General features: G+C 56.7%; 21 protein-coding genes and 9 pseudogenes. 13 read left to right on the forward strand and 17 right to left on the reverse strand.

What is annotated here, in order from left to right; all coding sequences use genetic code 11:
- Positions 1-58: 58 nt before the first annotated feature.
- Positions 59-184 (reverse strand): hypothetical protein, encoded by a 126-nt coding sequence (locus P6U16_RS26440; RefSeq protein WP_277704332.1) that lies wholly within the window; start codon positions 182-184, stop codon positions 59-61.
- 358 nt (positions 185-542) lie between these two features.
- Here P6U16_RS26440 and P6U16_RS26445 point away from each other — a divergent pair.
- The 3 genes and pseudogenes from P6U16_RS26445 to P6U16_RS26455 all read left to right on the forward strand — a co-directional run bounded on the left by P6U16_RS26445 (position 543) and on the right by P6U16_RS26455 (position 3,092).
- A pseudogene (locus P6U16_RS26445) lies at positions 543-1,204 on the forward strand (transcriptional regulator).
- Positions 1,205-1,333: 129 nt separating this feature from the next.
- Positions 1,334-1,876: a hypothetical protein gene (locus tag P6U16_RS26450; RefSeq protein WP_277704333.1), complete on the forward strand. Its 543-nt coding sequence runs from the start codon at positions 1,334-1,336 to the stop codon at positions 1,874-1,876.
- A 126-nt stretch (positions 1,877-2,002) separates the two neighbouring features.
- Positions 2,003-3,092 (forward strand): annotated as a pseudogene (locus P6U16_RS26455) (GSU2403 family nucleotidyltransferase fold protein).
- Between the two features lie 58 nt (positions 3,093-3,150).
- Here P6U16_RS26455 and P6U16_RS26460 read toward each other — a convergent pair.
- The 4 genes and pseudogenes from P6U16_RS26460 to P6U16_RS26475 all read right to left on the reverse strand — a co-directional run bounded on the left by P6U16_RS26460 (position 3,151) and on the right by P6U16_RS26475 (position 7,375).
- Positions 3,151-4,606: pseudogene (locus P6U16_RS26460) on the reverse strand (ISKra4 family transposase).
- A 360-nt stretch (positions 4,607-4,966) separates the two neighbouring features.
- Positions 4,967-5,605 carry a lipase gene (locus tag P6U16_RS26465; protein WP_349017719.1) on the reverse strand — a complete coding sequence of 213 codons (639 nt, stop codon included), beginning with the start codon at positions 5,603-5,605 and terminating at the stop codon, positions 4,967-4,969.
- Between the two features lie 4 nt (positions 5,606-5,609).
- The gene (locus P6U16_RS26470; RefSeq protein ID WP_277704334.1) at positions 5,610-6,194 is read right to left on the reverse strand and encodes a protein-S-isoprenylcysteine O-methyltransferase; all 585 of its coding nucleotides are present in this window, start codon (positions 6,192-6,194) and stop codon (positions 5,610-5,612) included.
- A complete protein-coding gene (locus P6U16_RS26475) occupies positions 6,191-7,375 on the reverse strand; it encodes a lipase (protein ID WP_277704836.1) in 1,185 nt (394 codons plus the stop codon). Before P6U16_RS26475 ends, P6U16_RS26470 begins: the two co-directional genes overlap by 4 nt.
- Positions 7,376-7,556: 181 nt before the next feature.
- On the opposite strand from P6U16_RS26475, the pseudogene P6U16_RS26480 reads away from it, so the two are divergent.
- The 3 genes and pseudogenes from P6U16_RS26480 to P6U16_RS26490 form a co-directional block, all read left to right on the forward strand.
- Positions 7,557-7,841 (forward strand): annotated as a pseudogene (locus P6U16_RS26480) (transposase family protein); the annotation flags it as partial.
- A gap of 163 nt (positions 7,842-8,004) precedes the next feature.
- A protein-coding gene (locus P6U16_RS26485; RefSeq protein WP_277701657.1) for an IS3 family transposase occupies positions 8,005-9,542 on the forward strand; the annotation gives its coding sequence in 2 pieces (ribosomal slippage) (positions 8,005-8,641 and positions 8,641-9,542; 1,539 coding nt in all).
- Between the two features lie 63 nt (positions 9,543-9,605).
- Positions 9,606-10,106, forward strand: coding sequence for an SOS response-associated peptidase family protein (locus P6U16_RS26490; RefSeq protein ID WP_277704837.1), 501 nt, complete (start codon positions 9,606-9,608; stop codon positions 10,104-10,106).
- Positions 10,107-10,113: 7 nt separating this feature from the next.
- Here P6U16_RS26490 and P6U16_RS26495 read toward each other — a convergent pair whose 3' ends face one another.
- Both P6U16_RS26495 and P6U16_RS26500 read right to left on the reverse strand, forming a co-directional pair.
- Complete coding sequence (locus P6U16_RS26495; RefSeq protein ID WP_277704335.1) at positions 10,114-10,311, reverse strand: hypothetical protein; 198 nt, start codon at positions 10,309-10,311, stop codon at positions 10,114-10,116.
- 20 nt (positions 10,312-10,331) lie between these two features.
- Entirely contained in the window at positions 10,332-10,712 is a 381-nt protein-coding gene (locus tag P6U16_RS26500; RefSeq protein WP_277704880.1) for a hypothetical protein, read from the reverse strand.
- A gap of 155 nt (positions 10,713-10,867) precedes the next feature.
- Between P6U16_RS26500 and xth the strand changes: the two genes are divergently transcribed.
- Entirely contained in the window at positions 10,868-11,671 is an 804-nt protein-coding gene (xth, locus tag P6U16_RS26505) for an exodeoxyribonuclease III (RefSeq protein ID WP_277704336.1), read from the forward strand.
- The gene (locus P6U16_RS26510) at positions 11,664-11,882 is read left to right on the forward strand and encodes a hypothetical protein (protein ID WP_277704337.1); all 219 of its coding nucleotides are present in this window, start codon (positions 11,664-11,666) and stop codon (positions 11,880-11,882) included. Before xth ends, P6U16_RS26510 begins: the two co-directional genes overlap by 8 nt.
- A gap of 40 nt (positions 11,883-11,922) precedes the next feature.
- Here the strand turns inward: P6U16_RS26510 and P6U16_RS26515 are convergent.
- The 3 genes and pseudogenes from P6U16_RS26515 to P6U16_RS26525 form a co-directional block, all read right to left on the reverse strand.
- Positions 11,923-12,096: pseudogene (locus tag P6U16_RS26515) on the reverse strand (nucleotidyl transferase AbiEii/AbiGii toxin family protein); the annotation flags it as partial.
- 5 nt (positions 12,097-12,101) lie between these two features.
- Positions 12,102-12,416: an addiction module antidote protein gene (locus tag P6U16_RS26520; RefSeq protein ID WP_277704338.1), complete on the reverse strand. Its 315-nt coding sequence runs from the start codon at positions 12,414-12,416 to the stop codon at positions 12,102-12,104.
- Between the two features lie 4 nt (positions 12,417-12,420).
- Positions 12,421-12,717, reverse strand: a pseudogene (locus tag P6U16_RS26525) (type II toxin-antitoxin system RelE/ParE family toxin).
- 344 nt (positions 12,718-13,061) lie between these two features.
- On the opposite strand from P6U16_RS26525, the gene P6U16_RS26530 reads away from it, so the two are divergent.
- From P6U16_RS26530 to P6U16_RS26540, 3 genes and pseudogenes are all read left to right on the forward strand, one after another.
- The gene (locus P6U16_RS26530) at positions 13,062-13,862 is read left to right on the forward strand and encodes a hypothetical protein (protein WP_277704339.1); all 801 of its coding nucleotides are present in this window, start codon (positions 13,062-13,064) and stop codon (positions 13,860-13,862) included.
- 167 nt (positions 13,863-14,029) lie between these two features.
- Positions 14,030-14,146, forward strand: a pseudogene (locus P6U16_RS26535) (LysE family translocator); the annotation flags it as partial.
- 40 nt (positions 14,147-14,186) lie between these two features.
- The gene (locus tag P6U16_RS26540) at positions 14,187-14,744 is read left to right on the forward strand and encodes a cysteine hydrolase family protein (RefSeq protein WP_277704340.1); all 558 of its coding nucleotides are present in this window, start codon (positions 14,187-14,189) and stop codon (positions 14,742-14,744) included.
- A gap of 165 nt (positions 14,745-14,909) precedes the next feature.
- Here P6U16_RS26540 and P6U16_RS26545 read toward each other — a convergent pair.
- The 3 genes and pseudogenes from P6U16_RS26545 to P6U16_RS26555 form a co-directional block, all read right to left on the reverse strand.
- A pseudogene (locus P6U16_RS26545) lies at positions 14,910-15,224 on the reverse strand (DDE-type integrase/transposase/recombinase); the annotation flags it as partial.
- A 344-nt stretch (positions 15,225-15,568) separates the two neighbouring features.
- Positions 15,569-16,189: a nucleotidyl transferase AbiEii/AbiGii toxin family protein gene (locus P6U16_RS26550; protein ID WP_277704341.1), complete on the reverse strand. Its 621-nt coding sequence runs from the start codon at positions 16,187-16,189 to the stop codon at positions 15,569-15,571.
- A gap of 309 nt (positions 16,190-16,498) precedes the next feature.
- Positions 16,499-16,948 (reverse strand): DUF892 family protein, encoded by a 450-nt coding sequence (locus P6U16_RS26555; RefSeq protein ID WP_277704342.1) that lies wholly within the window; start codon positions 16,946-16,948, stop codon positions 16,499-16,501.
- 177 nt (positions 16,949-17,125) lie between these two features.
- Here P6U16_RS26555 and P6U16_RS26560 point away from each other — a divergent pair.
- Positions 17,126-17,725 (forward strand): annotated as a pseudogene (locus P6U16_RS26560) (IS6 family transposase); the annotation flags it as partial.
- Positions 17,726-17,772: 47 nt separating this feature from the next.
- Here the strand turns inward: P6U16_RS26560 and P6U16_RS26565 are convergent.
- Together P6U16_RS26565 and P6U16_RS26570 are read right to left on the reverse strand one after the other, a co-directional pair.
- A complete protein-coding gene (locus P6U16_RS26565; protein ID WP_277704343.1) occupies positions 17,773-19,167 on the reverse strand; it encodes an EAL domain-containing protein in 1,395 nt (464 codons plus the stop codon).
- A 26-nt stretch (positions 19,168-19,193) separates the two neighbouring features.
- A complete protein-coding gene (locus tag P6U16_RS26570; RefSeq protein WP_277704344.1) occupies positions 19,194-20,045 on the reverse strand; it encodes a CHASE4 domain-containing protein in 852 nt (283 codons plus the stop codon).
- Between the two features lie 245 nt (positions 20,046-20,290).
- Between P6U16_RS26570 and P6U16_RS26575 the strand changes: the two genes are divergently transcribed.
- The gene (locus P6U16_RS26575; RefSeq protein WP_277704838.1) at positions 20,291-21,094 is read left to right on the forward strand and encodes a transporter substrate-binding domain-containing protein; all 804 of its coding nucleotides are present in this window, start codon (positions 20,291-20,293) and stop codon (positions 21,092-21,094) included.
- A 1,555-nt stretch (positions 21,095-22,649) separates the two neighbouring features.
- On the opposite strand, the gene purU is transcribed toward P6U16_RS26575, so the two are convergent.
- Both purU and P6U16_RS26585 read right to left on the reverse strand, forming a co-directional pair.
- Positions 22,650-23,534, reverse strand: coding sequence for a formyltetrahydrofolate deformylase (purU, locus tag P6U16_RS26580; RefSeq protein ID WP_277704345.1), 885 nt, complete (start codon positions 23,532-23,534; stop codon positions 22,650-22,652).
- 61 nt (positions 23,535-23,595) lie between these two features.
- Positions 23,596-24,825 (reverse strand): FAD-dependent oxidoreductase, encoded by a 1,230-nt coding sequence (locus P6U16_RS26585; protein ID WP_277704346.1) that lies wholly within the window; start codon positions 24,823-24,825, stop codon positions 23,596-23,598.
- Positions 24,826-24,841: the final 16 nt, after the last annotated feature.

The following is a 24,841-nucleotide window of genomic DNA, read 5'->3' on the forward strand; positions in this document are numbered from 1 at the left end:
CATGAAATCAAAAGCCATATTGTAAAAAGAATTATTTTTAGGGCAGAGCAGATCAACATCAGGAGGAAACGTCGACCGGCCAGAAGTCTATGTCGTCTTGCGCATACGCTTCCGGCGTGTGACCCTGCTCGGCGGTTTTCGAATATTCACGAGCGATCCGTTCTGCGTAGAAGAGAACAGGCATGCCGTCCTCCCACAGCGTTCGAACCTGACATGTTCTACCCCAAGCGCTGCCGATAACGCTCAGAATCTCATCTTGTTGCCTTTGTTGCAAGAATTTTGCTGACCAGACATGTCCGACGTGCTGAGGCCGACCAAAGGTTCATAATCGGCAGGCGTTAAGCGCATCCAAGCAAGTTGCGTTTCCATGACGGGCCGGTTTTGCGCGTTAGCGTCTAGAAATGCGTCACACAACGCAGAATCGCTCATTGGGGCCTTGTCTCACAAGGGGCTGGACTGAAACACTGGCATCGCATATTTCGGAGCCTTCTCTCGACGGCGAACTGTCGATGAGCATCCCGTCGTCACCCAGGGTTTTCAAAATTGAAAAAGTCCAACGCAGTTTTGCCGTTGAATATAAAAACGGTAGGCGAAAAGCAGATGCCAGGTCAAACTCTATCTGGGGCAATATGGATCTCAAGTCTGTGGCGCTCGCGTTGGAGGAAGAGACAATGCTCTTGCCGGATAACCAGCTTGCGAGAACATCCGACGGCGAAATTTCTCCTTCAAGCGCTAAGCCAGCAGTGTTCTTGTTGACACCGCCGATTGGGCAGAACAAAACTGTGGCAGTGATAGAGGAGACAACAATGGCTGACGAAATCGATACAATCACCACTGAAGCGCCGGCCGTTGCGGAAACGCCTGTCGCACCAAAAAGCAGCGCAAACCTCGCGCGACAAAGGCAACCCCGGAAGCAGTCACGGTTGACGCTGCAACGGATCCGTCCATTGTCTCTGGCAAGCAGAAGCGCGGACGAAAAGTGAAGCCCGTTGACAACGCTGGTACTGCAAAGCGCGCGCCTGTGAAACGCTCTCCAAAGGCCGTTCAAAAAGCGCCTGCCGAGCCGACGCCTGCCGAGGCTGCTGGCGATGAGATGACGGACATCTTGCAGTTGGAAAAGGAAAACCAACGGCTGCGCAAACAGCTGGCGGAAAAACTTCGGGTCGAAAACGCTGATCTGCGTAAGCGTCTGAAGCTCGACTGAAAGACCTAAGCGGCCAATCGCCGACCGCATTTCTGTGCTAAGCGCGACGGGGTATTGGCAGAGGTCATGTCTGCTGCCGGACCCGCAAACGCTCAACCTGCATGCGGATAGTAACGCGAGGTCGAAGTGATGGCGTCACCCTGGAAATTTCTTACTCGGCTTATCTCACCGCGACGACAGCGAAAGCAGGATGATGCCGCGATCGGTGTCGAGCCGGTTGCGGCGCTCTCGGAGCAGACGGTCACCCCTGTCGGGGAGAGCGTCGATCAGCCAACGCGCCAAACTCCAACGCCCTTCGTTCGAACAGAACCGTTTACGGCAGAGCCCAAACTACTGATACAAACTGGCGGCGACGGCCGGGACACTGCGCAAAGCGATAGCGAGCGGGGTGCAGGAACCTCTGACCCCGCGACATACGGTATCACCGCCACAATCGCATCTGCCTCTCCAAGGGACAAACCGAGTGCTAAAGTTGCGCCGGGCAAGAGAAGAGGGCGTACCAAGAAGATCGCCACGGTTGAGGGTGTCGAGCAACCGGCTGAAGTCATTCCCAAAATCTCTGACGAAATCGGCCTGGATCAAGAGATCAGGATGCTTCGAATTCAACTGACAAGCAAGCTAAGGCTGCAGAACGCCCAATTGAAAAAAATGTTGGAGCGGTTCGAACGTTGAACCAGTGGCGATGTTTTCCTCGCACATCGACCAAGCGCGATAGGTGCATCCAGCACCCCATCTTGCGCCTATCCTCTCGATCGTTATACTGTTTTTGAAAAACAGTATAACGTCGGATTCGAGCTTATGAAGTCCATCGACCTCATGTATCAAACTATGCTCGCCGAGCTAGGCCAGCGCTCGCTCGACGCCACTTGGACGGCCGATTTCCCTCCAGAGGGTCGGTTCACCCCAGCTAACATCAAGGGGCGCAAGTATTGGTACTTCGACATCCCAGACGGACATGGTGGTACGAATCGTCGTTACGTTGGCCCTGCTGACGATCCGGATATCGCGCAGCGCGTAGCTGATCATAAGCGGGACAAGGACGATCTACGCGCCCGCAGGCGGTTGATAAATACCCTGACCCGCGAAGGCGGGATGATCGCCCCTGACGCCATGTCGGGCGACATCGTCGAAGCTCTCGCCCATGGGGGCTGTTTCGGCGCCGGGGTGTTCTCATCGGCACGGTGGCCTTTCAGTGCTATTCAGGACTGCTGGGCGTGCGCCTTCCTATGGCTGCAATTCTGACCGGCGATGCTGACATCGCCCAGGACTATGCCATCAGTAGAGAAGTTGAAGACAGTCTGCCTCCGATCGTAAAGTTGCTGCAGGGCGTCGACGCCAGTTTCCGGCCAGTTCCACACAGATCGGGATCCGCAGCCTCGTCGGCATTTCAGAATGCCGACGGCTACAGGGTTGAATTCCTAACGTCAAACCGTGGTTCGGACGACTACATCGATCAGCCGGCGAAGATGCCTGCCCTTGGTGGCGCCAGTGCAGATCCACTACGCTTTCTCGACTTTCTCATCAGGGAACCCGTCAGGACAATATTGCTTCACCGAAGCAGTATCCCAGTCGTCGTCCCCGATCCGTCTCGGTATGCAGTCCACAAGCTCATAGTCGCCAGCCGTCGGCACACTGACGCGCAGGGGCCAGCGAAGCGAGAGAAGGACATTCGCCAAGCTGCGCTGCTGTTTGAGGCCCTGCAGCAAACAAGGCGATCTGCCGACTTGGCGCTCGTCTACAATGAAGCATGGAAGCGCGGACCTGCGTGGCAAGACGGTATTCAAGCCGGGGCGGGGATGCTGTCGACACCAGATGCCGAACGGTTCAAAACGGTCCTGATCGAGGGCGCAAAGAAAACCGCGAAGATATCGAACTTCCGTTTGGTTGATAGGCTGTCCACGCATTGAACGCCAGGCAGTTGGTTGAGACCGGTAATTTCACTGGGGTCAGGCGGCACGCAGGAGGGGCGGTTTTGGTTTGAATAGCGGTGGAAAGTTCGCTTCAGGCTGTCGGAAACGTGCCCGCAATCGATCACGAAGTTCACCATTGGCCTCCGCAGTGCGAACCTGCATGAGCATATTCGCGCCGTGGAGCGACCACCGCATCGGCTGCTTTTTCACCATCCGCTTGCCGATGAGGAAATTCACTGCCGACTCGGCGAGGGTGGTAGCAACACGGAGCCTGGCTCGGTGGCGCTTTCCATAGTCGACAATCGCACCACGTTCGAGCGGATATAGGTCAGGAGTTGCACGCCGAGGCTGTGTAGCCGTACGATCGAGAACTCACTTACCTGCGGTGATCCCTGCAGCTTCGCCAGGAGCCGCTCAAGGTCCCGGATCGGGCGATCCGCGCGGCCGTGCCATAAACGCCATTTCACGGCTCTGATATCTCTATCTATGGTAAAGAGCGCTTCAACGGGGCTGGGCTGCGATCGCGCGATGCGATCGGCAATCTGCTGCATGGGCTGGATCTTGATGGCGATGTGGAACCAGTCGATGATGTGGGTGTCGGCTTCGGCATGGCGCGGGGCACCCGCTTGAGAACTTCTGCGCCGTCCGAAATCACCGTCACATCGCCAAAGCCGCGATATCCGACTCCCTCAAGCGCGTGGAGGGCGCGATCGCGAATTGCTTGCTGGGCGGTGCTACCGGTGACGAAATAGCGGCCACCTGGTTCGCCTCGTCCTCCGCGGCCGCATCGGGCAACGACGAGCTCGAAGTTTCGAGCTGCGTTGGGCTCGGCGCTGCGAACAGGAACGGTATCGATGCTGATAACGAATTCCTTGTGGCGATCGCCTGGAAGCTGCATCTCAAGTTGGCGACGGTCATCCGTCTGAGCTCTCGCCTTCCATGTTTTCCGCACAATCTGGTCGTCGAGCCGTTCGCCGATCCTAATGGTCCGCTTGCGCACGGTAGCGTACGTCTCGGTGGGTTCAATCGGCAGGAACTCGGCCAGCACCTTGGCCGCCTGCCGGTAGGGCATCATGCTTCCCAAACGGGCGGTCAGCTCCATCAGTTCGGGCGTCGCTCGATCGGAGCAGATTTCCTTCAGCGGCGCGAAGGCGCCGAGCATGGCCGGATGGCAATCCTGGCACAGCATCCAGCGAGGATTACGGACCTCCACCGTACCGAAGACGGTTCGGATCCGGCGTGATGTGTAGTCCTTCACCGGCCGGAACTTGTGGCAGTCCGGGCAGACCCGACGGAAGAGGGAGTAGGTCTCCGCCTCATGGGCTACGACTGCGCTTTGCAGCGCCGTCACAATCGTCTTGCCGTCCTCAATCGACAGGCCAATGTCGCCGTCAAACAGACGTTCCCAACTCTTGTCGATACGAACCGCCTTCCGGCAAACGTCGCCGAACTCGTTCTGCCCCTCGATCGTGATCGTCCATTCCACCGCCATCGCTGCTTCTCCGAACAAAGCGATGCTGATGGACTGGACTGACCTAACACCCGGTGTCCGACTCCAGAGAAATTACCGGTCTCCAGCTTCGTATCGAGAGAAGGTTGGAGCCGCTCGTCTTCAATCTTTACCACCGGGACGAAACGCATCTCCTGCCTATCCGATGCGCACTCGCGGGCGCAGCGGCGCCAGTAGTGTACCAAGCCTTGGGTGACGCCGTATTGACGTGTGACCGCAGAGATATTGGCGCCAGGCACAAAACTCGCGCCGTAATCGTCGCCTTATCCTCGGGGCTCCATTGAAAGGGCGCCCCTTCAAAAGGGGTCGCGCTCCTGCTGCGCCTTTTGGCCGTCGGGCTCATCAAATCGTTATCTTTAAAGCGCGAAGAATATCACTGACAACTTCATCCTGTAGCAGATCCTGCTTCTCGATATTGAAATGATTGACATACCGGTCATGAGACAGGTCTCGGTTCTCGAGCCTACCTTTAAAGCCGGGGCCTTTTGTCAACAGTGCTCCCCAGCTATGGCTGGAGAAATAAAAGTTCACGACGCGTTTGATATTCCCTGGCAAGGGGCTAGGGGTCGTCGCTGCAAACGACGCCATGTAGTCCACCCGGATACCACGCTTCTCCAATTCCTGCGCCAGAGAGATAATGGCGTTGGCGCCGAGTGAATGCCCGACAAGAATTACGGGCGATGGCCCGAATGTCTGCCGGTCAGCAACGATTTTGTTCAAGGCTGACCGCCAAGCCGTGAAACTCCGGACATGCGCATCGACGCCCGCCGCCTGAAGCTTTCTGCCAATTTCATCAAGTCCTGTCGAAAAAATATTTGCCAATCCGCGTAAAAGGTAAACTTGCGGGTGCCCGCCATACTTGCTTTTGCCAGCTGCGAAAGTCGACTTCCCTTGCGTACCGGTGAGTGCGATAGCCAGAACTGAGCCCAAAAAGGCACGACGGCCTGAGGAGATTTCGATAGGAGTTTTGAAATTTTTCACTTAATTACCAAGGTTTGGGGATGATCCGGCCCGTCTGTCTGGTATATTCGTCGTACGATGTTCCAAACGTGTCTCGCATCATCGCCTCTTCATGGCGAACACGAGAGAAGTAGAGTGTCGCAACCCCTACAAGACCCGCCGACCCCGCAATGCCATTAGGCAAAAGGCAAAGCTGAGCGATCGCCCAAAGCCAAAATGATAGATACATGGGGTGCCTGACGTAGCGGTATAGGCCATCGGTGACGAGCCTGTGTTCGGTGCGAATTTCAAGTGTCACCGACCAATATTTCCCAAGTTGTTGATGACTGGCATAAAACAGGCAAAGAAATGCCAGTTCAATCAGAAGTCCTAACCAACCAAGCCAAGGTTGAAACGTGTAGTTGGCAAAACCTGGAAAGCCCGTCGCGACAAACAATATTGGAACGAGACACAGGCCTACGGCGGCGGCAAGCAAAGCCAGGCGATCTTGTAACGTTTTAGCGCTGCTGGTCACGCGTGTCTTGCGAGCTCGGCTTTGATGCGGCACGCGAATAATGGCCCATGCGACAAGACCAACGCCCCATACAACTTCAGCAAGCATAGGTGTCATACCATTGTCGCTTTCTCCGTTTGCAGGCCGCCAACAATACGGCTTTCTACTCTTTCCGCGAGGAAATTGGGGCCGCAACAAATCTGGAAGAAATCATACCAGTACGGCTTTGTATTCGCGCATACATATTGATAGTGCACGCGAAAGAAGTTTCTTTTTATGCGCGCGTATGTATCAGGCTGCAGCATGTCCCGTACTTTAATGGTTCGAACGATGGGAAACGCCCGATTAGCCTTAGGATCAAGACCCATTTCCGCCACTGGATCAGTCTTGTAAAAATTGATGGCGTCAGTCAAACACTGAATTTCCACCCACACCAATTTATCATCATTGATGAGCTGCTCGACGGATTTTCGGAAATTCGTACCGGCAGGGTGATACCCTGCTTTGAGTGCTGTCGAGCCTAAGGTGAGAAGAGCCACTTTCCTTGCGGAGCCTGCAAATTTCTTGTCAATTGAAAGGCAGCGTGCGGCGACATCGATCATTAGTAGGCCACCAGTGCTGTGGCCGATTAAAATGACCTCATCATAGCCTCCAGCCGCTGTTCTCGCGATGACGGTCTCTGCAAATCGCTGCAAAATTATATCGGCATCGGCCCTCCTACCACGGATGAAGTCAAGCGAAAACGACCACAAATCCATCAGATGATTTGTCGACCATCGCTCTCCCGCCACGGAAAGCGCGAGAATAAAAATCAACACGCCGACCAGCCCACTTGCTAGACCGAACCATTGTAACGTTAGCTGCGCGACAAGGTAACCGACCAGGGCAAAAAATGTCAGCACGAGAAATGGATAGACGAAATAAAGACCAAACCGCCAGGCCTTGAAAAAGAAATGAAATGCTGCGCCCGAGATTACGAAGTCTGTGAAGGAGCGAATATAATAGAACAATCTTATAGGCATCGGGCGAGCAAAATCGCCAAGCACAATCCTGTTCAAACTAAGGAAATTGAAATCGGTGCTTGTCGACCAGTTTTCCTCGGTCGCGCGTGTTGAGATTGTTACTACACCCGAGTCATTATCCTGTGTAACCTCGACAGGTGAAACATCCGAGCTGTAGCCCCAGAGCGCATCGAAGCGAGAAACCTGCCTGGAAAGCCCGCTGAAAAACGCCTCCGGCGTTTTTGGCTCGTAGCCTCCAATGAAGAATACGGCGCGCTTCAGGACAGGCTGCTTCATGTCAGAACCGTAATTTGCGTTTCTGGTATCGTCAAGAACATGTGGCCCGAACATAGGACAAATGCGCGGAGCGTTCTCGATCGTCACCTCGATCCCGGCTTCCGCGGTTCTCACAATTTACGGGTCTTCCTCAATTTCTGTGGTCAACAGGATGTTAGCGCCTCGACTGCTATCTGCGAGAATGCGAGCGCAATTGAAATGGTCACCCGGCCCAGGGGGCAACGTTCTGGGTATCACCCTTCAAGATGAAGGAAACTGGGTTGTCTCCGCTGCTGCGAAACCGGTCGGCATCTGCCCTGATTGTGGAGCGCGGAGTCAGCATCGGCACGGCTGGCACCACCGCCGTCTGCAGGACTTGCCTGTTCAAGGTCAAGCTGTGAAAATCAGGCTCTCTCTGAACCGGTGGCAGTGTCGACAGCGGAGATGTGGACGACGAACATTCACCGACAGACTGCCCGAGATTGCTTGTTGAGTTTCAGCACTATTTGATCCACTTTTTCATTTCGCGTTAGCCCACAAAATTCGACGTAGTCAATTGTGTGCAAACGTCTTTATTCGCCCTGAGTGGATCACGGCGAAATGGAAAAGTGGGGGTGCGGACGAAAACTTGGACCACCAGGAGGTAGTTCATGTATTCCTACGCAGACAGACTTCGAGCCGTTGAGCTTTATATCAGGCTTGGCAAGCGACTTAACGGGACCATTCGGCAGTTGGGTTATCCCACAAAGAATGCGCTGAGGGGTTGGTACCGCGAGTACGTACAGCATCTCGACCTGCGTATTCAGCCGGTAGCTCGAGCGCCAAAGTATTCCAAGAGTCAGAAGCAGGCGGCACTTGAGCATTACCGCACCCATGATCGTTGCATCTCTGCGACGATGAGGGCGCTCGGCTATCCTGGTCGAGGAACTCTGACCGCATGGGTACGTGAGGCCTTTCCGGAGACGCGAACATCGATGGTGGGTCGATCGTGGCGCCCTGCCTATCCCGCAGCGGTGAAGCAAGCTGGTGTCATCGGACTATGTAGTGGAGATGAAAGCGCCCAACAGGTGGCTGACCGGCTGGGCGTCTGCAGGCCGACGTTGTACAACTGGAAAGACCAGCTACTCGGTCATGAGGCTCCTTCCTCCATGAAACGCCGCAAAACCACCCCGCAGGCGCCGGAACGCGAGGAACTCGAGCGCCAGCTTGAAGCCCTCCAACGTGATGTTCGCCAGTTGCAACTCGAGCATGACCTCCTGAAGAAGGCCAATGAACTCCTAAAAAAGAACTGGGCGTCGATCTGCAGATCCTGAGTAATCGGGAAAAAACACAGCTGGTTGACGCCCTTAAAGATACCTATCGCTTGCCAGAACTGCTCGCCCAGCTGCAAATTGCGCGAAGCTCCTACTTTTATCATCGCACGCGCATGTGTCTGGCAGACAAGTATGCCGCCGTCCGGCACAGCCTTGCAGAAATCTTTGAAGCGAACCGTCGTTGTTACGGCTACCGCAGACTACAGGCGTCACTGGCCAGGAAGAGCGTGATCATCTCGGAAAAGGTTGTCCAGCGCTTGATGAAGCAGGAGCACTTGGTCGTGGCCAGACCGCGCCGACGGCGTTTCGGATCGTACTTGGGAGAAATAAGTCCGGCACCCGAGAACCTGATCAATCGCGACTTCCATGCGAAAGCGCCGAACGAGAAATGGCTGACAGACATCACCGAGTTCCAGATCCCAGCCGGGAAGGTGTATCTCTCGCCCATCATCGATTGCTTCGACGGAATGGTCATCAGTTGGTCGATTGGAACGCAACCAGACGCGCGGCTGGTCAATACTATGCTGGATGCAGCTATTGAGACCGTGACCGACGGCGAGGAACGGCCAATCGTCCATTCCGATCGCGGAGCCCATTATCGCTGGCCAGGCTGGCTAACGCGGATCAGCGAAGCGAAACTGGTTCGCTCAATGTCCCGAAAGGGATGCTCACAAGATAACGCCGCATGCGAAGGCTTCTTCGGCCGATTGAAAACGGAACTATTTTATCCACGAGATTGGAAGGCCATCACAATCAAACAGTTCGTTGCCGAGGTAGACGCCTATATCCGCTGGTACAATGAGAAGCGGATCAAGATATCGCTGGGATCACTCAGCCCGGTCGAATATCGCAAGAGCCTCGGCCTTAACTTATAAAGCTGTCCAACTTTTTATCCGCACCCCCAGTGGATCAAATTGTGGTGAAAATGAACATTAAGGCTGCTGAAGTCGATCTCATGGGGTTTTCCGCTGCGCCTGAAAGGCATGAAGCCGGAAGCCAAGCCAAAGCCGGTCAACAACATCGCCGACCTGGCGAAAGGCATGTGGATTGGCTTGGCGCGTAAACCGCAGTGGCGCTGCCTGATCCCTGTGACGGGTTTTGCTGAAGCTGAGGGTGAGAAGGGCAGGATGACCCGCACCTGGTTTGCGCTGAAGGACCAGCCGGTCTTCGCCTGGGCAAGGCTGTGGCGGATCAGCGACGAGTGGGGTCCGGTCTATTCTGGCGTCATTACGGACGCCAATGAGGCGATCCAACCCGTGCACAACCGCATGCCCGTCCTGTTACTTGCCCACGAGTACGAACAATGGCTTCACGGCACCTTTGATGATGCACTCGCATTCCAGAAGCGGACATTTCCGCCCGAGTTGGTAACGATGGAGCGGACCAGCGAACTATGGGCGAAAAAGAAGACTGCAACCGAGGCGCCTCAGCTGCTTTGACGCCGGCCTATTTCCCAAGTGTGGCGAACCAGTCGCCATCGGGCGTGTTTTTCGGAATGTGCCGGTTATAATCCGGCGCGCCGACCTCCCACCAGGGCGGACCGCGCTCGACAAGAGCCACCTTTGCATTGTTGACCAGATGTCGGGCCTTTGCCATTGCATCCGGCTCGCCCTTGACGTCGCGAACGGCCCTTCTTGAAGACATCAAATCCTTGACCAGTCTATTCAGTGTGGCTTCGTCAAGCCCGGGCCGCCTTTGATCGCTTGGTCGATCATCCGCTGTGTTTCCAGATTGGATGCCAGCGAAAGCATGTGGCAGTCGGCAATATCCACCAGTGCGCCGGCGACTTCGGTCTCTCCCCAACCGGCCATCACAGCTTGCGCAGTCAATAGCCTGAATGCGTCGGCGATCGCTTCCTGACAGTTCAGAAAGCGGTCGGGATGTTCGGTAAGCGTTTTCGGACCCGGAATGTATTCCCTCTCTAATGTAATAGAGTCGGTCGAGTCCGGTTCAAGCCTGTTGGCACCGATCTGAAACTTTTCCGGTCTTGGAGGGTTTTTGGTGCACAAGCAAAGGGAGCTCATAATGTCGAAGCGCGAACTCATCGATACCGGAACCGACAAACGCTATGTGCGTCGCGATGAAGATGGCAAGTTCAAGGAATCCGTCGACGTCGGCCGATCCCTGTCTGCCGACAAGCGGCACGAGGCAAAAACGATGCCAAGCCCGGCGAGGGTGACAAGGGCGACCACAAGCCCAAGTGAAAATCGCCACCTACAATGTCAATGGCGTGAACGGTCGCCTCGATGTCCTGCTCCGCTGGCTGGACGAGGCGAAGCCTGATGTTGTCGTTCTCCAGGAGCTGAAGGCGCCGAATGGGAAGTTTCCCGCAAAGGCCATCGAAGCTGTGGGGTACGGTTCAGTTTGGCATGGCCAGAAATCCTGGAACGGCGTCGCCATCCTTGCCCGTGGTCAGGAACCGCACCTGACGCGCAAAGGTCTGCCGGGGGAGCCGGAGGATGAGCAAAGCCGGTATATCGAGGCCATCGTGGACGGCGTGGTGATTGGTGGCCTCTATCTTCCCAACGGCAATCCCTATCCCGGCCCAAAGTTCGACTATAAACTCCGCTGGTTTCAGCGCCTGCACGACTATGCCGCCGAGTTGCTGGAGCTAGAGGTGCCCGTGGTCCTGGTCGGTGATTATAACGTCATGCCGACGGAGTTGGATGTCTATAAGCCGGAGCGTTGGACTGACGACGCGCTGTTCCGCACCGAAGTCCGGGAAGCTTACCGAAACCTCGTCGCTCAAGGCTGGATGGATGCGCTGCGCAAAATGCATCCCGGAGAGCGCATCTACACGTTCTGGGATTATTTCCGGAATGCCTATGGACGCGACGCGGGGTTGAGGCTCGACCATTTCCTGCTCAGTCCAGACCTTGCCGAGCGACTGAAAAAAGCTGAGGTCGACAAGCATGTGCGCGGCTGGGAACACACCAGCGATCACGCTCCGGTGTGGATCGAGCTATCCGATAAAAAGATCAAGCGGAGAAAACGAAATGAGTAATGACTGGCGAGATCAACTGCGCATTGGATTGGAAAGCCTGCTGGACCAAGCGGTCGTTTCCGGAGCCAAGCAGGCCGATGTCTTCAACGCCGCGATCGAAGAAATCGAGCGTTTGCGGATTGCGAATGAACGCGATCCCGACCCTGCAGACGATGTGTCGGATGACGCTATCGAAGAGCCGGCAAATGACTGGCCGGCCGCTAGTGCCTGATCAGGAACCTGCGGTCGGCCGTGCTTGGGAACGCAGTCGCTTAAGCAAACATGTTCTCGATTTCCCCACGCTGCAGCGCGTGTTTATCAGGGTTCTGCTGCTTCAGCTTTGCAAGATTGAGCAACTTCCACCGAACTGCCGGTAGGGCCGCCGCCTGCGGCAGCCCGATGGCGTCGAAATCCGGCTCCGTATCATGGAGAGTAAGCAGGAACCGCATCGCTATTTTGCCGCGACGGTCGATGCGCCATCGGATTTCAGTACCAGATTCAGCCTGTAACCAAGCGCGTCAGCTACTTTTGCGATTGTGCCAAACTCGGGGTTGCCTTCCCCACTCAATGCTCTGTAGAGCGCAGGTCGCGTAAGCCCGGTGTTTCGAGAAAGTTCAGACATGCCGCGCGCGCGCGCAACAACACCAAGAGCGCGGGCAATATGGTTTGCATCGCCATCTTCGCTGGCAGCTAAAAGATACTCCGCCATCGCTTCCTCACTCCCAAGGAATTCGGCGGAGTCGTACTCAAATGTTTCAAGTGGCATGCCGTTACTCCGTCAATTGCTGGGCTAGCCTTTTGGTCAGTCGAACGTCTTTATCTTGGCTACTCTTGTCGCCACCGCAGAGAAGAACATAGACAACTGATCCCTCGCGGATGAAATAGACCCGATAGCCAGGACATAATTGACGCGGAGTTCACTCACGCCTTCTCCAACCGGCTTTACGTCCCCAGGGATTTCCTGCCGCCAGCCGGTCAATACGGTCGGCAATTCGAGCTTGGGCGCGGAAGTCTTTTAGCTTCTTGATCCAGTCCGCATAATCGCGGGTGCGCCTAATCGTGAACATTCGCCAATGTAACCTATAAGGGACAAAATATCAAGGAGCCGCTGCCTTAGGGCAGGCATAGGAATTTAAGTTTCTCTGACCCACATGTCACCCCACCAATATGAGGGTCGCCCGTTCGATTCTTTTCAAGGCGTGAAATCTCCAGCGGCAGTCCGATTTCAATCAAGGTCTCCACATTTTGCGTCTCAGCCGTTGGCGGCAGGGCGTTCATAATGCTAGCAAAGTATGATGATTACCGCGACGGAACTACGAACACTGGATGTCTTTCTAGAGGGCCTGACGCGCAGCCGTCCAATTTAAGCGCCGCGAGCGGTCTGGTCTGCGTAGGCTCCTACATCTATGTCGTGGCTGATGACGAGCTACATCTCGCTGTCTTTTCCGCGGGTGACAATGAGCCGGGACATCTGATCCGCTTGTTTGCTGGTGAGTTGCCCATCATCAAAGCTGATCGAAAGCGCCAAAAGCCGGACCTGGAGGCGATCGTGTTCATTCCGGCTTTCGAAGATTTTCCATATGGGGCTCTGCTGGCTCTGGGATCGGCATCGAGGCCCAACCGCGACCGCGGTGTTCTCCTTACCCTTGATCCGCAAGGTGCGCTCAGCGGTTCGCCCGAGCTAGTCGCCATGACCCGGATGCTTGCCCCGCTTCATCAGGCGTTCGCCGATCTCAACATAGAGGGAGCAGCCGTGGTTGGCGATGAACTCCTGCTTTTTCAGCGAGGCAACAAGAAACATTCCGAAAACGCGATCATCCGTTACCCGCTGCTGCGGGTTCTCGAGGCGTTGCGAGGTCTGGATACAAATGCCTTTGCGCCAGCCGCCATTACGAGAGTGAATCTCGGTATGATCCAGGGCGTCCCGCTCTGCTTCACCGATGCGGCGGCTTTACCCAATGGTGACGTGGTGTTTTGTGCCGTGGCGGAAGATACCGACGATGCATATCTTGATGGCCCCTGCGTAGGTGCTGCAATCGGGATCGTTGACAAAACCGGGCAGCTGCTCTCGCTGCACCAGCTCGAACAGCCATACAAGGTGGAAGGTATCAGCGCTCATCTGGAGAATGACACGTTGGACCTGCTTCTCGTTACCGATGCGGACGACCCCGCGATATCGGCAAAACTGCTGTCAGCGTCCCTAGCATTGTGAAGCGCGCTACCGCTTCATTCACAGCATCGATGATCTGCGACTTTACCGGCAGCACGTGTTTTTGTCGGCGCTCGGTCCGCAACATGCCTGTCTCGTCTTCCGGTTCTCCAATTCCAGCCAAAATTTTCCTTGCATTCACCGGGGCGTCCAGTCACATCCCGATCACCGGCTTGATCGCCACATTCCTCAGTCGCCCGCCGACATGGCTGTCAATGCAGCGCTGGCTGATGGGCGGCGTGCTTGGCGCCCTCGCGCTACGCATGACCATGGAAAGCCGTCACTGAGGCGAGGCCCATCCTCTTCACAACACAGACAGTGCATTGAATGACAACAGCACTTCTCATCATCGACGTCCAGAACGCCATTCTCGAAGGCGAAGGCACGCCAGAACGGCAGCCCGCCATCGATGAGGCACTTGACGAGACCGTCGGCCGCCTACAGTCCATCCAGGCGCGTGCCCGCGCCGCCCGTGTCCCTGTCTTCCTGGTGCAGCATGACAGTGGCCACGGAAGTTCCATGGCCCGCTCGTCGACCGGCTGGGACCTGCGCGACGAGATCGCGCCGGTTCCAGGCGAGACCATCATCCACAAGAGGAACTGCGACAGCTTCTTCCAGACCGATCTGCAGGAAGAGCTGGAAAAGCGTTCCATCAGCCATCTGGTCGTCGGTGGATGCATGACGCAATTCTGCATCGACACCACCGTGCGCCGCGCCGTTTCACTCGGCTACGATGTCACGCTGCTGTCCGACGGCCACGCGACGGGCGATATGGGCGAACTGACATTTGCGCAGATCGTCACCCATCACAATGCGCTGCTCAGCGGCTTCAATGCCGGAGCGCATGGCGTCGAGCTGCGCCGTTCCAGCGAGATCGCCTTCTGAGCAAAAGATCCTACTCGAATACCGACCGCATGAATCTGCGCTCACAGCGGGGAATGCAGCGCGTGCGATTGGTCCGCACAAAGGCGGCGGGGCAATCGGCGTCCTAGTCTATGCGTGCGCGAAACGTCCCGTGGGCCGGCGTTGTAGCCAATTCTCGCGCTTCACCGACGGAAACTTATTGGCGCCGTCCGTGCCGATCATGCGAGGCGAAAATAACGGCTCGTCTTTCAGCATCTTGCGGAGGAAACGTTTGGCGGCGCCGAGATCGCGCTTCGCCGTCAACAGGAAATTGATCGAGTTGCCGTGTTTGGCGATGGCTCGATACAGATATCGCCATTTGCCGCGGATCTTCACATAGGTCTCGTCAATCCCGACCGACCCACACTGTGGGCGGCGGAACTGATGAAGCCCCTTCTCGATCATCGGCGCATAGGCCAGAACCCACCGATTGATGGTGCTGTGATCGACCTCAAACCCGCGAGAGCGTCTTCTTGGGCGTGAAGTGCAGGTCACGTTCGATCTTCAACCCGAACGGACCGGCTATGCTCCTTGAAGGGCGGTTTGTCCCCCAACACGGGGGACGCTGCAGACGGCGAATGGAGCGGGCACGCGAACAGGACAAAGCGTCCGCGGTGTGTAGGAATCCAGTCCATAATCAAGGCCACGACCCACCGACGGAGATGCATTGGATTTCCTGAAACCTGCAAACCGAAGACGGGCCGCACACGGACACGTAGACGAGTGGACCCGCGAAAGGTCAGAGGGAATACGACGGAACCTTCAGAGGCGCGCGGCGTAGGAGGTGATGCGGGCGAGGATTTCTTTCAGGCTGGGCTGCCGTGGTAATAGAGCGCCCACGTCCGCTCGTATGCGCGCTCGTAAAGTCCGAACGTCTCTGGGTCGGATAGGCTGAACGCGGGATTACTGCTGATGTCCTGATTGTCGGCCTTCGGGAAGCGCTTCTGCTTGTGGGCACCATACACGTCCGAGCCGAGGAAAGCTTGCACGTCCGGTTGGTCGAGCAGGCAGTAGACGTCGTAATAATGCCGGAGGAAATTGGCGGGGAACTGGCCGGTTTCCTGCTGCTTGCGATATTTGGTGGAGATGGTCTGGAGCTTCTCGACCAGCGTGTAGCCGGGCTCGTAGCAGGGAACGGCCAGCGCGCGATTATCGATCAGCTCGACGCGCGATGCCGCGTAGGCCCAGGAGCTGATACCCTTGTCGATATTGGGAGCCACCGTGTCGAAGCCAGCTTCGGGTAACACGCCGTCCTTGAGATCGGATTTCGTGCCGGTCGTCTCGGGGTAGTAGAGGCGGATGCCGCCGCTGCGATACGTCTCGGTGTCAAATTCGGTATCGCGCTCGATCTTTTGGATACCGTCGATCGTGATCGCGCCTCCCGAATACGGGCGGGATCGAGCTGCATGCCGTCGATCTTGAACCATTGATGGCCTCCGCATCCATTGCGGCAGCGTGCATCCGGCGTCGCGAAAACCGTATTGGGCAATTGAGCACGCCACGTTGATGCGAGAGGCCCAATCTGTTGGCCGGACGCGTCTAAGCGTGGAGGAAGATAATGGGGTGCGATGCGGTCATTTAATCTCGTGCTTGGAAAACACCGAAGGCGCTCGACCCATGATGGGGAGCGCCCTCGTCACCCGCGACAGCGAACGCACAACCGTCATGGTCGCTGCAGGCCGTCGGCAATGTGGGTGGCGATCCCTAAATGAGGATCGCCCACCTGTTTTTCAAGGTCACATCGACTTCGCAGTCGTTTCTATCCAAGCGCGGTGACGACGCTCGTCCTCGTGCGCCCTCATGAAGAAGGCCTTCGACTGCGGGATCGCATCCTCGTGTCGGGATGCGCGTTCGTAGGCCGTAACAGTGTCGTCCTCGTTCGTCTTCATCGCCTTGAGGATAGCCGAATCTCCCATGAGATCGGCCAGAGCAATTTTTCCAGTGGTCAGCATCTGCTTCATGTCGCCTTCGGTCGGTGCCTCAATACCGAGTTCGCGGGCCATCTCGTTGAGGACTGTTACATGCTCCAGGTGATCCTGTTTGAACTCGGCGATCTTTGCGCTGAGAGTCTTGTCATCCAACCGCTCAATACAGGAATCGTATGCGGCAATGGCGTCGTGTTCCAGATAAACTAAATCCTTGACAAGTTTCTCGATGTTGCCTTCGTTTCCGACCATGGTGACCATGAATTCTGCTCCGTTTGTTATGCAACCAGAGAACGAACCGCCACTGAGATTGTTCCAGGCCACTTGCGCCGCTCAGTGGATGGAATGGCTCTACATTCGATTAGGGTGAACTGCAGCGAACTGGCGGAGGGATATTGCCAAGTGGTTTGAGCTTTCTGCGTGGGCTATGCGAGGTGGATGCGCACCCCGTGTCAAATGCCGTGCCTGAAGGGCTTTCGCTTTGCCCGTGATATTATCGCCTATGCGGTGTGGGCTTATCATCGCTTTGCCCTCCGCACCGCCGATGTGGAAGACCTGCTCGCCGAACGCGGTGTCATTGTCAGCGGGGAAGCAATCCGCGTTTGCGTCAATCGTTTCGGGCGGAATTTTGCAGATCGTGTCCGGCGAGATCGGCCTGCGCCTGGCGACAAGTGGCACGTCGACGAGGTCGTGATCACGATCCGTGGCATAAAGTATTGGCGATGGCGGGCCATTGACGCGGACGGCGATGTGCTCGACATTTTGGTCCAGACACGTCGAAATGCGAAGGCCGCGAGGCGATTGCTGCGCGGACTGATGGAGCGGTTCTGCACGCCGAGGGTTGTGGTCACGGACAAACTCCGCAGCTAGATCGACCCGATCCGAACCCTGGCGCCGGGCGCTGAGCATCGGGCGCACAAGGGGCTCAACAATGCGATCGAAGTTTCGCGCAGGCCCATCCGAAAGCGCGAGAAGATAGTCGGGCGGTTCAAATCGCCTAGGCAAGCGCAGAGGTTCCTTTCCGCCCATGACCAGATCACTCTGATCCTTCCTTCTGCAGTCAAATCGCTCCCTAGCACCTTGCTTCAAACAACTTGGCAAAACCTGGCGGTTCTATCGCCAGCGGCGTTCGTGGCGCGGTCGGGTGCATCTTGGAAGCCAAGCTTTTCCAGAAAGTCGCTCAAGGGGAGAGGGCGGGAGAGCAGATAGCCCTGCAGATCGCTGCACCCCGCCGCGACCAAGAAGTCTCTCTGGCCTTGAGTCTCCACGCCTTCCGCCGTGGTTGCTTTGCCTAGCGTACGGCTGAGCTCAAGAATGGCGGATACGATGGCGGCACCTTCGGCTTTGGTGCCCAGCAGGTTGACGAAAGACCGATCGATCTTGATGCGATCGATGTTGAACTGAATGAGATGGCTGAGAGACGAAAATCCCGTGCCGAAGTCGTCTAGCGCGATACGGATGCCATGAGATCGGAGCAAGCCGAGCGTCGCCTGGCCTTCTTCATCAATGTCGAACAGGGCGGCCTCCGTCAATTCTAGCTCAAGTCGCGAAGGCGGCAGACCGGTCTCCGATAGGATCGACATGACGTGGCTGCCAAAGCCGCGATGGCGGATCTGCGACGGCGAGACATTTACAGCAAGCGACAATTCGACCGGCCAGCTGGCAGCGTCCTGCGCCGCATTACGCAGGACCCGTTCGCCCAGTCGCAGGATCAGGCCCGTCTCTTCGGCAATCGGGATGAACTTGTCCGGTGACAATAGCCCCAGCGTCGGATGGTGCCACCGCACCAGCGCCTCTGCGCCGGAAAGTAACCCACTGCCATCAGCGCGATGGACGCCCTGATAGTAGACCTCCAGCCGACCCGTCTTGGCCGCCAGTGAATAGCCGTTTTCGCCGGTATCTTCCGCGCCCCCTTCAAGCAGGAGACGAAGATCGCTTTTCAAATTTTCCCTCGCCTCAACCCGATGGTCCAAGGATGAATCATACTCGACCAGTCGCCCGCGCCCGCTGATCTTGGCCTCATAAAGTGCAACGTCGGCGCGTCTCATGATCTCCTTGATTGTGTAGGTCGTATCCTCGACGAGAGCGACGCCAATGGAACATCCGATACGAATGGTGGCATCTATTGTGTCGAGCTGAAACGGCTTGCTCAACCCTTCTATGATGCTGTTGCAGATCCTCAGGTAAACATCATCCTCGCGATCAAGATCCGCAAGAATAAGAGCAAACTCGTCGCCGCCGACCCGGGCGAGGGTATCTACTGGCTTGATCAGTGCATTCATGCGACCTGCCGCGGAACGTAGCAATTCGTCGCCGGCGGCATGTCCATAGGTGTCGTTGACCTCTTTAAACCTATCGAGGTCGATCAGCGCAACGACTGCTCGCTTGCGCCGTGGTGCCAGATCCAGGAGAGATTGCTCTAGGCGGTGTGGGAACAGCGCACGGTTTGGAAGTCCGGTCAGAACATCGTGCGCCGACAAATGCCGAGCATGGTGCTCGCTGGCGCTCAGTTCCTCAGGCTTTTGCGCAATCGTCCCACGAGCGCAAAGAACAGGGCTGCAATAACGAGCCCAGCTATCGAAAGCACCGGAACGAGACGGCCTATCACCCGGGAGCCTGGCAGATCCGGCTCCCAGATAATGAAACCGAGCGGTTCACCGGTTCCTGTCGCCGCGATCTGGAAGGCAACCTCATTGTGCTCCTGGTCCGAGGTGCGGGCATAGCGCGCGCCAGCGAGTCCCTGTTCCCGGCTGATCATGTCAAGAGTGGCGCCGTCTAGGAACCGGAAGACGACGAGATAGAGCTGGGCGCGTTCATCGTGCACATCGGCTCGCGAAGCAGCCGATATCGAAACGGCCCCTGCAACGGAGGGACGACCTTCAAGCCGCATCAACTCTACCCGACTTGGTTCGGCATCCAACGACCGCTGCGCGTGACTGATTTCCAAGTCGCGGATCAATGGTTGAAGCAGAGGGCGCACCCACTTGAACCGCCGTGCGGTTTCTGTGTCGGCCCTTAGCGCAAGCTCCCCAGACGGTGTGACCAGAAAGGCGGCATTGTAGCCGAACACCGTCCTTGCAATTTTGCCGAAGGTCCGCGCGGATGAAGCGCCGTCACCGCGGATGCGACCGAGAGTTTTCTCGCCGTGAGCAGCAGGATCTGCTGCGAGAAATGACGCATAGCCGGCGCCAATCAGTTGGATCTCCTGCGACACCCGCTTCACCTGATCATTAAGCCGGTCATTGACAAGTTGGCGCTGTCGATCAAGGGCAGCAGCATCACTTTCGGCGCCTGCCCAGATCGTCGCGAGAAAAACCAGCCCGAGAATTGCAAGTCCACTAATGGCGATCAGCAGCAATATCGACCCTGACGTTGTCCAGGGGCGTTTGTGTGCGGTTGTCTTTGTTTGGGTTTGGCCGAGCACGCAGTCGTCTCCGATATCGTGCTGATCCTGCTCCCAATTGTTTACCAAACGCTTTCACAGCGGTTGCAATATTTCTGCTTCGACACAACCAGCTCGTTAATCATTTCGTGTTTGGCTTTAGGTGGTAAGAACCGCGTGACGCCTCCTTGCTGGAGCGTCTTCCACATCAAGGTACCGACATGCTGCGATTGAAATCTCTACTCCAGCGAAAAACTTTGGCGCTGGCTTTTATCCTATCCGTTTGCTCATTTGGCCAACCCCAAACGATCTTGGCGTCCGGAAATGACACGATCCGGATCGCCGTGGAGGGCGCATTCCCGCCTTTCAACTACCTTGACTCGTCAAACCAGCTCCAGGGCTTTGACGTCGATATTGCTAAGGCGCTTTGTGAGACCGCCAAGCTGAAATGTGAGTTCGTCATTCAGGAATGGACCACAATGATCCCCGGCCTGCTGAACAAACAGTACGACGTGATCATTTCGTCGATGTCGATGAGCGCCGAGCGGCGCGAAAAGGTTTCCTTCACCCAGAGATACTATGACAGCCCGTCCGTCTTCATCGTCGGCAAAGGCTCCGCCATTGCCGGAACCACGCCGGAGAGCCTGAGGAACTTGAGGTTAGGCGTTACTTCGGGCACCTCCCAAGAAGCCTATGCCAAAAAGTTCTACCCTGATGTCACAACCACGGTGTTTCAGGCTTCACCGGACCTGTACAAGGGACTGGCACAGGGAAAGGTCGACATTATTATGGAAGACAAGCTTGCAGTTTATGACTGGCTGGCAAACACTAAGGCGGGCGGCTGCTGCGAGTTCCTGGGCGGTGATATCAAGGACACCGAGTTTTTCGGCGATGGAGCCGGCATCGCCTTGCGGCCTTCCGACAGCCATTTGCTCGCACAGTTTAATGCCGCACTCGAGACGATCCAGACTAACGACACTTATGACACGATCAACGCCAAGTATTTTCCCTTCAGCATCCGCTGATAGGGTGGCCAGCCCCGAGGCCAGCCAGCTATGTACATTCAGGGTGGACAAGGCATGCCGGAACTGGGCGATCTTTCGAACCATGATGGAAGCGGCTTCCATTCTGGCTAACCAGCTGCAAAGCGAGTTTTTGACCTTCATCCATAACGCCAATCAGTTCGCAACGGACTGCCGCCCATCCGCAATTGTCGGGGCTGCGCGCTCACCCCGCGAGGTTCGGCAAACCTACATTTCCGGGGTTGGTCCAAGCTGAAAGTATCGCCTCTTGAGCTTCCGAGTGCGAGCTGGAGAGGCGCAATGCCATCAAGATATATTGCGTTTGGCGTGCTGCTCACCTAAAGCCTCGAAATCTCCGGGTCTGGAGAACCGTGCCATTCAAGCCTCCATGTTCCGCCTTGACGAAGGTTTTGAATCAGGGACGGATGGAATGTTACAAGGCATATACCCCGGTGATCTTACGGAAGGATAGATCAGGCTCGGACTAGACTGAAAAACGCCGGCAGAGACAGAGTTAGGGTTGCAGATGGTTCGCGGTATGGCGCGCGTTATAGAGCGCTAACTCGACAAGCGTGATCTTGTGAAGGTCGAATTCTACAAGGTCTGCAGGATTAACGCCCTTCTACTTCAGAATTTTAGCCGCGACCGCAAACCCCACCCTGTTTACGATCACGCGGATCTCGCAGCTGTTGTCGATATTGGTACGGGTATGCTCTTAGGGGGAAAGATGCTTAATGCCGGTCCTGAAAAGCCTCAGGCATTATGGAACGCTCTTGGCGGCCATCAAAACGTCAAGGTCCACCGAACCCGGCCCGAAGCGATAATTGAGCTTCTTGGCCGTTTCAGCCAGGAGATCATACCGAGCTTGGAATTGTTCGAGAGTATAGAGATGCCCTCGGATCTGGCGTTTACGGGTACGGTTAGGCTCGGTCATGCTCGTCCTTTATGGAGAGGGCCCGGCATGGACAGGTAGGAAGCTCGACTGCCAATTCGTTGGCTACGGGCAGAAAGCGGAAAAACCCCCGTATTCACCATCCCTGTCATGTCCGCTTGACACACACCGGGCCCTTGTGGACCCAATGCGTTTGTCTTCAACTTGTTCCATAGGTTTTAAGGACGTGGGCCACATCGGCCGAAGACCTCCAAGATGCTTGATCCGCTAGACGCTCAGGTTGGCAGCAGGATCCGCCTGCAGCGCAAGATGAAGACCTTGAACCAGTCAGACCTGGACAGGGCTGTGGGAGTAACTTTTCAGCAAATCCTGAAATATGAAAGCGGAACCAATCGCGTTAGCGCCAGTCGACTGCAGTTGATCGCCGAGGCGCTGCATGTCCCTGTTGCCTTGTTTTCGAAGGCCCGGGCGTCGCGAAGTCTGGCCAGACATCTGAGATAAACGACCTATTCCTATTTCTCTCGACGGATGAGGGGCAGGCCGTCAACCGTGCCTTTGCGAAGATTACGGACGACGGTCTGATCCTTCAGCGCCTGCGATGCGGTTTTCACGGCATCGATCACCGATGCTGCAACCTGTTTTCAATTTATAACCATAGCCATAATATCAGCCCATGCGTTCCGAGGCGTAGGAGCCGGGGCTCGCTGGGAAGACGACGGTGCGGTTGCCGTTGATGAAGGTGCGGTTGTGAATATGGGCATGCACGGCGCGGGCCAGAACCTGGCTCTCGACGTCGCGGCCGATCGAGACATAATCCTCGGCTGACTGTGCATGGGTGATGCGGGCGATGTCCTGCTCGATGATCGGGCCTTCATCGAGATCGGCCGTGACGTAGTGGGCCGTGGCCCCGATCAGCTTCACGCCGCGCTCATAGGCCTGCTTGTAAGGGTTGGCACCCTTGAACGACGGCAGGAACGAATGGTGGATGTTGATGATCTTGCCCGACATCTTCTGGCACATGGAATCCGACAGGATCTGCATGTAACGGGCCAGCACGATCAGTTCAGTTCCGGTCTGCTCGACCACGTCCATGATGCGGGCTTCGGCCTGAACCTTGTTGGCCTTGGTCACGGGTATGTGGTGGAACGGGATGTCGTGATTGACGACAACCTTCTGGTAGTCGAAGTGATTGGACACAACGCCGACGATCTCGATCGGCAGCGCACCGATCTTCCAGCGATAGAGCAGGTCGTTGAGGCAGTGACCGAAGCGCGACACCATCAGCAACACCTTCATGCGGTGCTTGCTGTTATGGAACTGTGCCCTCATCTTGAAGCGCTCGGCGATGACCGCGAAGCCCTTTTCCAGCTGCTCTTGCGAGGTGCCTTCCTGGCTGGCGAATCTGAGGCGCATGAAGAACAGGCCCGTTTCCAGGTCGTCGAACTGCGCACTGTCGACGATATTACAACCTTTCTCGGCGAGATAACCGGTGATAGCAGCGACGATGCCGCGGGTCGATTTGCAGCAAACGGTAAGCACATAGGAGGTCATGACAATCCTCTGTCAGGATGAGCGCGTGGCTTATCCGCGTTGATAGCGGAAAGGGGAGGGATCAGGCCGCCAGCAATTGCTTGAGCTTGACCTCCGGCGCTGCGAGCGCTGTGGGATCGGGATGGCGGCTGGCGCCAATGAGCATTTCAGCCAGGCGGATATCGCGGGCGACTGCGTTGCCCGGTCCGATACCGCTGGCTGCAAGCAGTCGTCCGTCGGCGGCCAGATGGAAGAGAATAAACGCCTCTGCGGAGAGATCTCGCCGAACCGTGGTCACGGCACCCTCGGCAAGCCCGGCGACCTGCAAGGTAAGGTCGTACTGATCCGACCAGAACCAGGGCACGCTGGTGACAGCTTCCGCAGCGCCCATCATGTTGGCAGCGGCGAGAAGCCCATGCTCCTGGGCGCTGCGCCACGACTCGAGCCGGATGCGACGGTTACTGTAATGGCCGATGGGAAAGGAACAACAGTCGCCGGCGGCGTAGATATCCGGGTCGCTTGTTTGCAGATGCGTGTCAACGGCAATCCCGTTGTCGGTTGCCAGGCCGGCTTCGGTGGCAAGCTCAGTGTTCGGGATCGACCCTATGCCGACAACCAGAAGATCCGCGTCGATTGCGGAACCGTCCTCCAGGACAACATGCACGGCGTCCGGTGCTTCTTCTATCCTGGCGATACGGGCGTTGCAGAGAATGTCCACACCTTCGGCCTGATGGCGAGCAGCAACGGCTTCTGCGATCTCCGCAGGAACACCACGCGAGAGGATGCGCGGCAAGCCCTCGATCAACGTTACCGACGTACCTAGATTTCGTGCGCTCGCCGCCAGCTCCAGGCCGATGAAGCCGCCGCCAATGATCGCCATCTTCCGTCCTGGTCCGAGGCAGGAGCGTATTGCCATCGCGTTGGCGTGGCTGCGGAGTGTCCGGACACGCTCGCTGGAGGAGGGAAGCGTGGGCAGTTCACGCGGCCGCGCGCCCGTGGCGAGAAGCAGCTTGTCATACGAAACAAACACTCCATCGGAGAGGGCAACACGCATGCGGCCACGGTCGAGTCCGGTTGCCGAAACGCCGAGCCGCAAATCGATGGCAAGCGATGCGTACCGGTCTGCTTCCGCAACGAACTTCGGTTCCGCAGCGAGAACGATCGCCTCCTTGGACAATGGTGGCCGCTCATAGGGCGCGAGGGCTTCGCTACCGATCAGGGTTAGCGACCCTGCAAAGCCCCTTTCGCGCAACGACAGTGCCGCACGGCCGCCGCACTCGCCAGCGCCGATGATGACGATATGTTGACTCATAGGTGTTGCCTCCCAA

This window comes from Rhizobium sp. 32-5/1, assembly GCF_029537235.1.
Taxonomy (GTDB): domain Bacteria; phylum Pseudomonadota; class Alphaproteobacteria; order Rhizobiales; family Rhizobiaceae; genus Pararhizobium.

What these genes read in the sequence shown, in the direction of transcription:
- P6U16_RS26555 (WP_277704342.1), bottom strand. Translation starts at nt 16,948, where the DNA reads ATGGTCACCATGGTCGGAAACGAAGGCAACATCGAGAAACTTGTCAAG.
- P6U16_RS26540 (WP_277704340.1), top strand. Translation starts at nt 14,187, where the DNA reads ATGACAACAGCACTTCTCATCATCGACGTCCAGAACGCCATTCTCGAA.
- P6U16_RS26450 (WP_277704333.1), top strand. Translation starts at nt 1,334, where the DNA reads ATGGCGTCACCCTGGAAATTTCTTACTCGGCTTATCTCACCGCGACGA.
- P6U16_RS26510 (WP_277704337.1), top strand. Translation starts at nt 11,664, where the DNA reads ATGAGTAATGACTGGCGAGATCAACTGCGCATTGGATTGGAAAGCCTG.
- P6U16_RS26475 (WP_277704836.1), bottom strand. Translation starts at nt 7,375, where the DNA reads ATGAAGCAGCCTGTCCTGAAGCGCGCCGTATTCTTCATTGGAGGCTAC.
- P6U16_RS26585 (WP_277704346.1), bottom strand. Translation starts at nt 24,825, where the DNA reads ATGAGTCAACATATCGTCATCATCGGCGCTGGCGAGTGCGGCGGCCGT.
- P6U16_RS26520 (WP_277704338.1), bottom strand. Translation starts at nt 12,416, where the DNA reads ATGCCACTTGAAACATTTGAGTACGACTCCGCCGAATTCCTTGGGAGT.
- P6U16_RS26495 (WP_277704335.1), bottom strand. Translation starts at nt 10,311, where the DNA reads ATGTCTTCAAGAAGGGCCGTTCGCGACGTCAAGGGCGAGCCGGATGCA.
- P6U16_RS26575 (WP_277704838.1), top strand. Translation starts at nt 20,291, where the DNA reads ATGCTGCGATTGAAATCTCTACTCCAGCGAAAAACTTTGGCGCTGGCT.
- P6U16_RS26440 (WP_277704332.1), bottom strand. Translation starts at nt 184, where the DNA reads ATGCCTGTTCTCTTCTACGCAGAACGGATCGCTCGTGAATATTCGAAA.
- P6U16_RS26500 (WP_277704880.1), bottom strand. Translation starts at nt 10,712, where the DNA reads ATGAGTTCGCGCTTCGACATTATGAGCTCCCTTTGCTTGTGCACCAAA.
- P6U16_RS26470 (WP_277704334.1), bottom strand. Translation starts at nt 6,194, where the DNA reads ATGACACCTATGCTTGCTGAAGTTGTATGGGGCGTTGGTCTTGTCGCA.
- purU (WP_277704345.1), bottom strand. Translation starts at nt 23,534, where the DNA reads ATGACCTCCTATGTGCTTACCGTTTGCTGCAAATCGACCCGCGGCATC.
- P6U16_RS26550 (WP_277704341.1), bottom strand. Translation starts at nt 16,189, where the DNA reads ATGGTTCAAGATCGACGGCATGCAGCTCGATCCCGCCCGTATTCGGGA.